Source organism: Streptomyces sp. WMMB 322, from assembly GCF_900090145.1.
Classification (GTDB): Bacteria; Actinomycetota; Actinomycetes; order Streptomycetales; family Streptomycetaceae; genus Streptomyces.
Genome location: NZ_FMHI01000001.1, coordinates 581070 through 593225, shown reverse-complemented (window position 1 = coordinate 593225; position 12156 = coordinate 581070). Strand labels below are relative to the sequence as shown.

General features: G+C 65.1%; 8 protein-coding genes and 1 pseudogene. 5 read left to right on the top strand and 4 right to left on the bottom strand.

Annotation, left to right across the window (positions count from 1 at the left end; all coding sequences use genetic code 11):
• The first annotated feature begins 11 nt into the window (after positions 1 to 11).
• Complete coding sequence (locus tag H180DRAFT_RS29460) at positions 12 to 239, top strand: hypothetical protein (protein WP_139151347.1); 228 nt, start codon at positions 12 to 14, stop codon at positions 237 to 239.
• A gap of 520 nt (positions 240 to 759) precedes the next feature.
• Here the strand turns inward: H180DRAFT_RS29460 and H180DRAFT_RS02470 are convergent.
• The gene (locus H180DRAFT_RS02470) at positions 760 to 1314 is read right to left on the bottom strand and encodes an MFS transporter (RefSeq protein WP_074466565.1); all 555 of its coding nucleotides are present in this window, start codon (positions 1312 to 1314) and stop codon (positions 760 to 762) included.
• A gap of 620 nt (positions 1315 to 1934) precedes the next feature.
• Between H180DRAFT_RS02470 and H180DRAFT_RS02465 the strand changes: the two genes are divergently transcribed.
• The 3 genes from H180DRAFT_RS02465 (at position 1935) to H180DRAFT_RS02455 (ending at position 6894) form a co-directional block, all read left to right on the top strand.
• Complete coding sequence (locus tag H180DRAFT_RS02465) at positions 1935 to 5492, top strand: CHAT domain-containing protein (protein WP_139151346.1); 3558 nt, start codon at positions 1935 to 1937, stop codon at positions 5490 to 5492.
• 61 nt (positions 5493 to 5553) lie between these two features.
• Positions 5554 to 5967, top strand: coding sequence for a hypothetical protein (locus H180DRAFT_RS02460; RefSeq protein ID WP_175437706.1), 414 nt, complete (start codon positions 5554 to 5556; stop codon positions 5965 to 5967).
• A gap of 3 nt (positions 5968 to 5970) precedes the next feature.
• The gene (locus H180DRAFT_RS02455; protein WP_055484238.1) at positions 5971 to 6894 is read left to right on the top strand and encodes a hypothetical protein; all 924 of its coding nucleotides are present in this window, start codon (positions 5971 to 5973) and stop codon (positions 6892 to 6894) included.
• A gap of 153 nt (positions 6895 to 7047) precedes the next feature.
• Here H180DRAFT_RS02455 and H180DRAFT_RS02450 read toward each other — a convergent pair.
• From H180DRAFT_RS02450 to H180DRAFT_RS02445, 3 genes and pseudogenes are all read right to left on the bottom strand, one after another.
• Positions 7048 to 8254 (bottom strand): annotated as a pseudogene (locus H180DRAFT_RS02450) (IS256 family transposase).
• An 88-nt stretch (positions 8255 to 8342) separates the two neighbouring features.
• Positions 8343 to 8540: a hypothetical protein gene (locus H180DRAFT_RS29455; RefSeq protein ID WP_139151345.1), complete on the bottom strand. Its 198-nt coding sequence runs from the start codon at positions 8538 to 8540 to the stop codon at positions 8343 to 8345.
• Positions 8541 to 8871: 331 nt separating this feature from the next.
• Complete coding sequence (locus H180DRAFT_RS02445; RefSeq protein WP_139151344.1) at positions 8872 to 9585, bottom strand: hypothetical protein; 714 nt, start codon at positions 9583 to 9585, stop codon at positions 8872 to 8874.
• Between the two features lie 465 nt (positions 9586 to 10050).
• On the opposite strand from H180DRAFT_RS02445, the gene H180DRAFT_RS02440 reads away from it, so the two are divergent.
• On the top strand, positions 10051 to 10572 hold the full coding sequence (locus tag H180DRAFT_RS02440) for a hypothetical protein (RefSeq protein WP_139151343.1): 522 nt from the start codon (positions 10051 to 10053) through the stop codon (positions 10570 to 10572).
• The last annotated feature ends 1584 nt before the right edge of the window (positions 10573 to 12156 follow it).

Genomic DNA, 12156 nt, shown 5'->3' with positions numbered 1-12156 from the left:
AAGGCGAAGAGTTGGACATCGGCAACCCGAAGCACCGTCCGGCACCTGGGCAGGTCGCGCAAACCCTGCTCACAGCCATCATGATCACTGTCGGCAACCTCGACATCCTGGATACCTGGCTCGAGGTGCGCACAGGATCCAACCTGGTCGACCTGGACTACGAGTCCATCCCGGCTGCCGCACCGCCCCAGGCAGAAGCCCCCGAGACGGCTATTCGACCTCCACCCCAGGGCAGCTGACCAGGCAGCGGCACAACTCCACATCCATGCCAGTCGGCCCCCGACCGAGGGGCCAACTGGCATGCCCTGACAGGGGCGGTGCTGCGTAGCCAGGCTCTTCCAGCACTGCACGCCCCGCCCCACCACCCCGAACACGCATCGAACGGACCTCGGAAACGCAAGAATCCCGTCCGATCTCCATGATCGAACGGGATCTCGTCAACCGCTCTCGCGCTATCTCAAGAACGGCCCGCGGTGGGGTGTTCACGAGTACGTCTGACCAGCAACGTCCCAGGCTCACGAAGATCGTTTCCCAATCCACGAGTGATCGTTTCCCAGATGGCCCGCTCGCTGCTGGAGGGCCCAACAGGCATTTGCCGCCCTGGACGGCGAAGCCGACATCGCCTGACAGCCGTTCAACCTCGAAGAGCCGCCGCCCGACCTTGAGCCGGGTGGCCCTTCGAAGGGTGGTCTAGCGCGCGGCGATGCCGGTGGCGCCTCGTGCCGACGAAGTGTGTTTCCCCCGGCTACCGCGGGCCGCTCACGTGTCCTGCGCGACCACCGGCCTCTCGGGGGTGCGTTCTGTCGCCTCGTGTCCATCGTCTCCATCAAGCGAGACCGATCGCGTCTCCTTAGTGAGCGTCAACACAGCAATCGTCATCAAGCCCATGGCGATGAGGTAGACGACCACCGGCCACGGCTCGCCACCTGCTCCGGCCACGAGAGCTGTGGCAATCATCGGCGCGACGCCGCCGATGATTGATGTCGCGTGGTGGGTGAACGATGTGCCGGTGTAGCGGATGCGTGTGGGGAACAGCTCGGCCAGGAACGTGCTCTGGACGCCGTAGTTGGCGAGTTCGACACCGCGTACATGGCCAAAGCCCAGGATGATCAAGCCGGTCGAGCGTGTATCGAGGAGCCAGAAGAAGGGGAATGCAAGGCCGATCCCGACCAGCGCGCCGCCCAGGAACACCGGAAGCCGGCCGATTCGGTCGGCGAGCTTGCCGAACATCGGCGCCGTCCCGAGCGCGACCGCGGCGCTGACCGCAACGGCCACGGTTCCGGGGAGTCCGATGTCGTTGGCTATGTAGGTCAAGCGACCGTGATAACGACATAGCCCTGAACAGCGAGGCAGGCCAAGTCGTCGTCCCCGGCGTGGTGGTCAAACTGTCCCGCACACCGGGCACCGTGCACATGGCTCCCCCCGACCCCGGGCAACAGCCACGACTCGCTGAGGAAGCCGCGGATGACGGCCAGAACTCCACTCCAGTATCGAGGGGGTGACGGTTGACGACGGCTGATCCCGCCCCGGCGGAACAGTCGGCCAGCAGAATGGCTGGGCCCGCAGCATGCCGACATTGACCAGCCAGTCCCCGTCCAGGGCCACTCCAATGGCCACGCCAGCAGGATCTTGCCCCGGAGCGTGCACATCCGCGCCCTTGCCCATGGCGCCAACGCCCCAGATAGCGCTGGTCCCAGCCCCCGGACCATCCCGTCCAGCAACGCCCCCTTGCCTGTAGACGACCAGTGTGAGTCCGAACCCGGTATGGACATGCCGAATCAACCCGGTACGCTTCGTCACTTGGAGAGTGCCTTCCACCGTGGAGAGCCTTCGACGAACCTCGTCCACCCAGCTCAAGAGGTCTCTCTGCTTACTTGATCGGCCACTGGCACGGGTTGCCGGCGGCGGCAGCATGACGACGGCACGGGGGTGCGGTGAACACGTCGGCAGGCCAAGGAGGGGCATCCGATCCCAGAACTCTGGGCGGGCATGCTGCGTATCTGCTGGATCAGGCACTGCGCACCGGAGACCAGAAAGCGCTGGGAAAGTCGATCGGCTTGCTGCGGCAGGCGCTGGCCTCGGGCCCGGTCGATCACCCGAGCAGAGCCGACTGGCTGTCCAATCTTTGCGGTGCGTGTCTGCTTCGGTTCCAGCAGAGCGGGGAACCGAATGACCTTGACGAAGCGGTGAGCGCAGGGCAATCCGCGCTTGCGGCGTTACAGCATGCTGGCTCCTCACGCACCGGGACACTGGGCAACCTGCTGGGAGCCCTCCAAACGAGGTATGCACGTGCTGGGTCGCTCGGTGACTTGGATGACGTGATCACCGTTATCCGCGCACTTCTGACAGCTACGCCAGATGACGATCAGGACAGATTCGGGCACTTGCACGGACTCTGCAGTGCGTTGCAGGACAGATTCAACGCGACCGGCACACTGGCCGACCTCGACGAGGCAATCGAGGTGAGCCATGAGATGGCGAGATCGACACCGCCCGGACACCCCAACCGCGCGGCAGTGCTGGGCAATACCGGCAACGCGCTGTTGATTCGGTTCCAGCGCACCGAGGAAATGGCCGACCTTGACAAGGGTGTAGCAGCAATACAAGAGGCCGCCGAGGCCATCCCGGACAGCAGCCCCGACCGGCCAGCGGTGCTGTCCAATCTCAGCGTGGCTCTGAGGGCAAAGTTCGAACGCACCGGGGAACTCACCGACTTAGATCAAGCCGTAAGCATGGCCCGGGAGGCCGTAGCCCTGACGCCCCGGCAGCACACCGCGCGGGCCAACCGGGTAGGAGTTCTGGGCAACGTTCTGAAGGCCAAGTTCGAACGCACCGGGGAACTCACCGACCTGGATCAAGCCGTAAGCATGGCCCGGGAGGCCGTAGCCCTGACTCCGAAGGGGCATTCCGATCGCGGCGGGTACCTCTCCAGCCTAGCCCTGGTACTGCATGCCCGGTATGCGCATACCGGGTCGCTCGATGATCTGGACGAGGCAGTCAGCACGGGGCGAACCTCAGTGGCAGACACCCCCGGCCAAGGCGCCGACCGTGCAAGAGCACAGGTAAACCTGGGTCTCGCGTTGGCCGCCCGGTTCGAGCGTACGGGCTCCGTCGATGACTTGGATGACGCGATCACCCTGAGCAGAGCCGCTCTGTCGCATACAGCGGACGAATTCCACGGACGCGCCGCGGCCCTCACCAATCTCAGCAGCGCCCTGCAGCAAAGGTTCGACTTGCTCGGCGAGTTGAGCGACTTGGAGGCTGCGGTAAGCGCAGGACGCGATGCAGTCACTGCAACACCACCCGGTCATACCGCCCTTCCAAGCCACCTTGCCCATCTGGCAAGTGCTCTACATGCCCGTTTCGACCGCAGCGGCGAATTGACCGACATCGACGAGGCAATCCGTCTGCAACGCGCTGCCCTCGCGGCGACCCCCGATGGTCACCCGCAACGCATCGGAATGCTCAACAATCTCTCCAACGCCTGCCAAAAGCGCCTTGACCACAGTGGAGACTCCGCGGACATCGACGAGGCAGTCGATCTGCAACGCGCCGCAGTCGCGGCCGTACCGGAGAACCACCCGGGCCGTGCATCGGTACTGTCCAACCTCTGCGGGGCCCTGCAGGACCGGTATCGACGCAGCGAAGATACGCGAGACCTCGACGAGGCAATAGCCGCCGGCAGGTCTGCCCTCGCACTCGTCCCGGAGGACCAACCGCACCGTGCCACGATACTGATCAGCCTCGGACTCGCCCTGCAGCAGCGGTTCAACTACACAGGATCGCCTGGTGATCTCGATGCCGGAGCGGCGGCCTACCGTTCGGCGGCGGAAATGGCGGCGGCTCCGCCTACCCTGCGGCTGCGGGCAGCCCGCGGCTGGGGCAGTCTGGCCGTCTTGGGCGAGCGATGGACGGAAGCAGTGCAGTGCTTCGCGTCAGCCACGGCGCTGCTAGAGCGAGTTGCACCCCGCAGCCTCGCACGCGCCGATCAAGAGCATCGCTTGTCCGAGTCCGGTGGATTCGCCTCGGAAGCTACAGCCTGCTGCTTGCAGGCCGGCCTCCCCGCACGTGCCGTGGAGCTCTTCGAGGAGGCCCGCGGGGTGCTGCTGAGCCAGGCTCTGGACACGCGCACGGACCTGACCAACCTTGCCGCGCGTCATCCGGAACTTGCCGAAAAGTTCACCGCACTGCGGGACAGTCTGGAAGCGCCTTCCCAGCCGGGAGCACTCGGGCAGACTGCGGCCTCCGTCGGCCTGACCGGTGGCAGCTCGCCGTCAGCGCTGCCTGCTGATCCGATACCGGACCGCCGGGAGAAAGCGGAGCAACTCGACGAGCTCATCGCAGAAGTCCGCATGCTGCCCGGCTTCGAGACTTTCCTGCTCCCTCCTTCAGCCGATCACCTGGCGACCGCCGCCACCGACGGCCCCATCATTCTGATCAACGTCTCTCACATCCGCTCCGATGCCCTGATCATCACCCCGCTCGGTGTCCGGAGCCCTGTGGCCCTGCCGAATCTGACCCCTGACGCCGTGTATGACCACTTACTGCAGTACATATCGGCCCTGGAAGAAGGCCCCGGAACCTCCACCGAGACTATTGAGCGCTCCGAAGAGAAGCTCACCGCCGTCTTGCAGTGGCTATGGGACTCGGTGGCCGGTCCGGTCCTGGAGGAATTGGGCATCACCAGCACACCCGCAGACGACGAGTCGTGGCCCCGGCTGTGGTGGTGCCCTTCCGGACTCCTGTCCTTCCTGCCACTGCACGCCGCTGGCTACCACAACAGCCGTTTCACACCCGCCCCCCGTACGGTGCTGGACCGGGTCGTCTCCTCCTACACCCCGACCGTACGCGCGCTGACCCACGCACGCCGTGGCCACGCTGATGTCCCGCTCGGTGAACACCGCACTCTAATAGTGACGATGCCACGCACTAAAAACACCCCCGATCTCCCCGGAGCGCTGGCTGAAGCCGAACTACTTCGGGAGCTGCTGCCGGGACCGGTGCAGATCCTCCGTGGCCCGCAAGCCAACTACGCCAGCGTGCTGGAGGCGCTGCCACAAGCGAGCCGGGCACACTTCGCCTGCCACGCCTCCAGCGATCTGCTCAGCCCGTCTTCCAGCCATCTCGCGCTCCATGATCACGAAACCAGACCCCTGACGGTCACCGACATCGCCCGGCTGCGCCTTGCAGATGCGGATCTGGCGTTCCTGTCGGCGTGCTCAACGGCCCAACCGGGTGCTGTATTGGCCGACGAAGCCATCCAGCTGTCGTCAGCCTGCCAACTCGCCGGTTACCGCCATGTCATCGGCACGCTGTGGTCGATCAGAGACCGTCAGGCCGTCGACCTCGCCCGCGACGTGTACACGTCGCTGATCAACGCGGGCAGCACGGATGACGCAGCGCGTGCCCTGCACACGGCGACCCGTCGGCTGCGTGCGGTCTGGGCAGCGGCTCCCTCGGTGTGGGCGGCACACATCCACAGCGGAGCCTGAAGGGGGGTCTATGCGTACCTCGCTTGTCCCCTGGCTGCGGATTACAAGGAAGGGATTCGGCGTGACAGCAATGGAGGACGGGGTGCTGGAAGCAGCCCGCGCGATTCGCCCGTACTTGCGGCAGCTGGCGGGGCCGGCCGCGCAGGAACTGGATCGGCAGATCGCCGATCTACTCACCGAGACAGCGGAAGGGAACAGGGCCGGGCGCCTGCGGAGATTGCTGGACAGCAATGACAGCACCGGAGGATTCCTGGTCGCGGTTCTCCATGACGCACCGGAATTCCGGCCGCCCTACCTCCAACCGGAATACCAGCTACGCACCTCAGCAGACACAGCGCCGCCCGGCGACGCGGCACCTGTGCTGCATTCTGGCCGGTTCACATGCCCGAATGGTGACTACACTTGGTATCGGCCCGACGTCGGCACCTCCGTGCCGGAGTGCCCCACACACCACATCCCGCTCACTCGGTCCTGACACATGACCGCGTTCTGGAACGCCCTAAGCGGGAAAATCGCCGACCGGCTGGCGGCCATCTCCGTACACGCGCTGGTGTTCTGGCTCGGTGGACTCATTGCCTGGATCCACCACGACCGCCGTGAAGTGTCAGCCCTCCTGACAAGACTGGAACAACAAGGCGTTCCAGCCCAGATGCTGGTCATCTTCACCGTCTTGTTCGCCGTTGCCGCCTCCGGAATCGTCGTCGCCCACCTCGTCACACCTTGTCTGCGGCTGCTGGAAGGCTACTGGCCGTCCTTTGCCGCACCGGTTCGCCATCGGCTTGCTGCCTGGTACGCAGGGCGGGCTGCCCATGAGGCGACCGCCTGGCAGCAGGCGTACGCTCAAGTACGTGCGCCGGGCAACCCCGACGCGGCAGACCAGGCGACGTACGCGCGGCTGGAGCAGCACCGACGTCGACGGCCTTCATCAGCTGCATACTTCATGCCCACGCCGATCGGCAACATCTTGCGTGCCGCTGAGCGCCGCCCCGTCGACAAATACGGCCTCGACACCGTCGCCCTGTGGCCCCGGCTCTGGCTTCTTCTCCCCGAAGACACCCGCCACGAGCTCACGTCAGCACGTGCATCCCTCGACAACTCCGTCAGCACGGCGATCTGGGGACTGGTTTTCTGTGCCTTCGCCCCTCTCACTCCACTGACCGTGCTCATTGGGCTGGTAACGACCACCTCTGCGGTCGGAGTTGTGATACCGGCTCGAGCACAGCACTTCGGCAATCTCATCGAGGCTGCGTACGACCTTCACCACATCGCTCTCTACCGCCAAGTCCGCTGGCCTCTACCGGAGAATCCGCAAGACCAGCGCGTCCAGGGTGAACAACTCACCGCCTACCTGTGGCGTGGCTCCGATGATGTGCAACCGACGTTTACTGAGCCGCCACCGTGAAAAGGCATCCCAGTGACCCCTGTGAAGCGAACCTCGCGCTCACCCCTGGCACCTTGACGCTGCCCTGTCTGCTGTTCTTGCCTACTGCCACACCTCATTGCACGCAAATTTGGGTGTGTCCAACGAACGGTTGATCTGTGGTTGTTGGTTGGTTCAGCGGCGGGCTGCGGAGAGCCGGCCTTCGAAGGCGATCTCGAAGGCGTTCAGCGGCGCTTTCCAGCGCATGGTCCATCGGCGGCGTCCCTTGCCGGTGGGGTCCAGAGACATCAGCGCCATGTAGACGCACTTCAGCGCGGCCTGCTCGTTGGGGAAGTGCCCGCGGGCGCGGACGGCCTTGCGGATGCGGGCATTGACGGACTCGATCGCGTTGGTCGAGCAGATGACCTTGCGGATCTCCACGTCGAAGGCGAGGAAGGGCACGAACTCGGCCCAGGAGCGCTTCCACAATCTGATGGTCGCCGGGTACTTCCGTCCCCCAGGTTTCGGAGAACTCGCCGAACCGTGTGGTGGCGGCCTCCTCGGTCGGTGCGGTGTAGACGGGCCTGAGCGCCTTGGAGATCTTGTCCCAGTCCGCGCGGGAGGCGTAGCGGAAACTGTTGCGCAACAGGTGGATGATGCAGGTCTGCACGATCGTGGCCGACCAGACGGTCTCCACATCCTCCGGCAGTCCCTTCAGTCCGTCGCAGACCAGCATCAGGATGTCCTCGACGCCGCGGTTCTTGATCTCGGTGAAGACCTGCAGCCAGTACTTGGCGCCTTCGCCGCCGTCGCCAGCCCAGATGCCGAGGATGTCGCGGTGCCCGTCGACGGTGACGCCCATGGCGAGGTAGATGGGGCGGTTGGCGACCTGGCCGTCGCGGATCTTCACACGGACGGCGTCCACGAAGACCACCGGGTAGACCGGGTCCAAGGGCCGGTTCTGCCACTCGCTCATGCCCTCGATCACCGAGTCGGTGATGGTGGAGATCGTCTGCCGGGAGACACTGGCGCCGTAGACCTCGGACAGGTGGGCCGATATCTCACCATGGGTCAGGCCCTTCGCGGACAGCGGGAGGACCATCTCATCCACCCCCGACAGGCGACGCTGCCGCTTGCGCACGATGCCCGGCTCGAAGCTGCCCTCGGTATCACGGGGCACGCTGATCTCCACGGGACCGACATCGGTGGTGACCGTCTTCACCCGGCGCCCGTTGCGGGAGTTACCGCCGTTCTTCCCGGCCGCATCGTGCTTCTCATAGCCGAGGTGGTCGGTCATCTCACCCTCGAGCGAGGACACCAGCACCCGCTTGGTCAACTGCTGCAACAGCCCGCCCTCACCGGTCAGCTGCAGCCCCTCAGCACGAGCCCGGTCGACCAGCATCCCGACCAGTTGCTCATCCACCGCCCCAGTACCCGCCCTGGCCGCCGGCTCCGACGGCTTGACGGCGGCCTCGGCCCCGTTCACAACATCAGTCATCCGGTGTCACTCCATGATCGGCAGTTCCACCGTTCGTTGTACACACCCTCGCCAGGATGGTGTTGCCCCGCAGGTAGGGATAGGAGTCGAAGCTGAGCTCGACGCCCAGGTCGCGGCGGACCGTTTCGAGGGCGCTTTCAATCACGTCGGCCGGACCGTGCAGATGCGAGATGTTTTGATTAAGATCCACTACGCGCAGTGTGACTGAGAGCAACGGACGGCTTAGTCCCTCTAACCATGGGCGGCAAGGGCCCCGGCCTGGAGACTTCAAGCTGTCCGCCGTCGCCAACAGACGGTCTGGGGAGCTTCGCGTACTGCTGCTTTGGGAACTGCCCAAGAACTCCCCGAAACAGGAGTCGGGACCGCCTCGGCCACCGGGACCCGTCCGTCACCTTGCGCGTCTACGCCCACGTGATCCGCGACCGCGCGGCGGACATCGCGAGCGTCTTCGAGCGCACGATGTACGACGAGAACGCCGGACAGTAGGCGAGCGACATGACCTCGTGTGGAAGCGCCCAGCCTCAGACTTCCCGCGCATCAGGCGAAACGACAGCCTGCTTGGCACCGCGAGCGAACTCATAGTAGGCATCGAGCGCCGTCCTGTTCGCCGCCCAGAACTTGTCCCACCGACGGTTGGCTGACCCTCGCTCGGTGATCGCGATGTACCAGTCACGGCAGACGTCCTTCAAAGCAGCTTGAGCGTTGAGCAGTTCGTCCGGAACCTTCTCGAAGTTCGCAGGGGCGTGGAAGATCGCGTTCGAGCATTCACGCGCCATCTGCCGCCACGCGTCGATATAGCGGTCGTGTACGGCCGCGTATCGCTCCCGTACCGGTGCTTCCATGCCGAGCTCGCTCGCCAGCTCATGACACGTGGTCCGGAAGGTCTCCACAGAAGCCATGTAGACGACGAAGGCGTCTCGCCGAGCATCGAGCTGAGCTGCCTTACGTGCTTCGGCGGCTTCCTCGCGCTGCTGGGCGAGCGCTGCTGCGAACTGCTCCTGTTGAAGTCTCCGGTTCTCTTCTGCCTGAGCCTGCTGCAGAGCGCGGGTCTCCTCTGCTTGGTCCCGCTGCAAGGCACGGGTCTCTTTGGCCTGCAGCTGCTGGAGCTCACGCGTCTGTTCGGCTTGCGCAGCCGTCTGCTCGATCTGCTTGCGTCCGATGAAGACAGTGCCGAGTGTCACGACGACCGCACCGGCGATGGCGCCTGTGGCGCCGATCAGGATTTCGGCATTCATGGGCAGCACTCGATCACGGCGTCAGGGAAGCCGCTGGGCTGTTGCCTGATCGAAATCGAGTCCTCCGTGACCCCGGCGGGGCCAGTCCTATCGCCGCGTTGACGAGAACCTTCGTTACGCTCCGTACTCCGCCTCGGCGCCTTTCGAGGTCGCGCGACGAGCGCCGCGAGTCTCGTCGAGGGTGCCCTCGATGAGACTACGAGGGGCCCGCGTTAGCAAGAGTGTTAGCAACCAAGATCAAAGAGGCTGGTTCCAAGATCGGAACCGCCCTCTGACCTGCGAGCCGCCTGGGTGGCTCCGACAGCATCCACACACGGGGGCGGTTTTCTGCGCTGTGGTGCTGTCTGGATGGTGAGTGCCTGGTCGGGCATGGTGCCGGTGATCCTTTCGGTTGTCTCGACAAGGTCGGGCAGGTAGTCAGAGGGAAGCTTGATCGTGATGGTCAGGTCGTCACTGTGCATGTGGTTGGACGGTGAGCTGGGTGATCTCGAAGAGGCGGCGCAGGAGTGGTTCTGGCGCTTCGGCAAGGTGCAGCGTGAGGTAGGGCAGCGCGTCCAGCAGATCGCCTGTATCGGCACGTGGACGTGCGCGCTGTGCCTCTGCGTCCGCTTCGACTTCGGTGAGGGTGGCAAGAGTTGTTCTGCGCTGTTCCACAAGGGCGTTGTAGGTATCCCGGAGTCCTTTGGTGAACGGGTCATCGGGTTCGCCGTGCTGGGCCTGGCGGAGAATGTTGTCCTAACGCCGGGCGAGATCAGCGAGAGTGCGTTGCAGTCGTTCTCGTTCGGCCTCTCGGTGCCGAGGGTTTCGGTCACCAACTTGCGCGAGTTCAGCAGCGAACAACTCTCGCCGATGCGGGCCGAAGCCTCGGTCAGCGAAGAAGGCGCACACGGCATCGAGAAGGATCTTCTCGCCTATGTAGAAGATCTTGTGATGCCCGGCAATGGCTCGGGCCGGCCACGGTTGTTGCCCTTGGGCCAGCACTTGTAATACGTGATGCGCCTGCGGTGAGCGCCACTCATCCGGCGGCTGCAGGGGCACAGGGACATCCCGCGGAAGAGGTAGGTACGGCGCGTTGCTGGGCGGGTGTTTGGGGCGATTCCGTCCCAGGAGCCACGCTTGGCCGTACGGCGGGCGTTGAGTTCGTCGAACATCCACTTCGGGATCAACGGCTCGTACGTGGGCTCGTGGGACCAGACCCACAGCGTGGGGTCGTTGTAGGCGCCGCCGCGGGAGCGTGTGCCGCGGCGGTTGAAGTCCTGGTAGCCGGTGTTCCTTGGGGTTGCGGAGGATGTCGCAGACGGTGGAATTGCTCCAGGCAGCGCGGGCGCGCGCTTTGCCGCCGGGCGGTTCCGGGAACGGGTGGCGGTCGGGGTCTGCGTTGAGGCGGTTGGTGATGGTGACGTAGCCGAGGTTTCCGTAGTAGCGCCAGTGCGCGATCTGCGTAACGGTCTCTCCGCGCAGTCCGTCGGGTTCGAACCGGGATTGGTGACGCCGCGCTCGGCCTTGGTGGGGTTGGGATGGCGGTAGCGCCTGGCGGCGTAGCCGTAAGGGGGCTTGCCGATGTTCCAGCCCTCGCGGACATGGGTGCACATGCCGCCCGAGGAGATCTCCAGGGCGTTGAAGACCTCGTATTCGGCAACCGACTGGTTGATGCGGCGCTGCAGGACCTGCTGGGCTCGTCCGCCGTCGAGTTTGATCGGCTCGTTCCAGGCGAACAGCGGCACCTTGGGCCCGCTCCAGTGCCCGCTCGATCGAGAGGTTCTCGAACATGCGCCGGGCGGCTGATCGCTGCTGCGGCAGCCGCCCTTCCCTCTGGACTGGCAGCAACGTCTCAGTCTCTGATGACGGGTAGCGGCCACGGATCGCCAGATCATCCTCGTCCGCCTCCCGACAGGCGGCCAGCCGGCAACCGGCGGGGGCGTAGAAGGAGGAGTGGCGCGGTTCAGGACACGGCAGAGGAATGCGACGCTGTGGGTTGTCTTCTCTGCCTTGATGAAGCGTGCACCTTGCTCATCAGTCCCTCCCTCGCGAAGAAGACCGTCGCTTTCGCAACACCTCGATGGTCTGCTGCTGTTCGCGGTTCGGCCGTCGCCTGCGCAGTTCGTCCTTCTCAGCCGAGGTCAGCTCACCCGCAGGGCCTCGCCGCGGTCGCCGAGCTCCCGGGTGACCTCGGTCACCGTCCGGCCCGAGGACCGGACCAACTCCACCGCCTCCCGTCTGAACTCGGGCGTATGCTGCTTGCTCGTGTTGCTCTGAGATCCCGTACCGATAATGGGTCTTGGCGCCTATGAGGATGCGTCATGGGCAGCGGAGGTGACGGTGAGCGCTGACGGGGGGCCTGGGCTCTGGCGCCCCGGAGCGGAAAAGCACGTGGTCACATCTGTCGGGGACCTGGTCTGAGGCGATCACGACGCGGAAACTGCCTGCTCTTTCACCCACGCCCCTGACGACAGCAGGCCTGGAGCGCGTGGAGCCGGCGCACAACGCGGAGGCGATGCAGCCGGCGAGGCGTCCGTGATGCCGACCCCTCGATCCTGGTCGGGGTACAGGCCAAGCGCCCGCTCCTGCTGA

What these genes read in the sequence shown, in the direction of transcription:
- H180DRAFT_RS02455 (WP_055484238.1), top strand. Translation starts at nt 5,971, where the DNA reads ATGACCGCGTTCTGGAACGCCCTAAGCGGGAAAATCGCCGACCGGCTG.
- H180DRAFT_RS02445 (WP_139151344.1), bottom strand. Translation starts at nt 9,585, where the DNA reads ATGAATGCCGAAATCCTGATCGGCGCCACAGGCGCCATCGCCGGTGCG.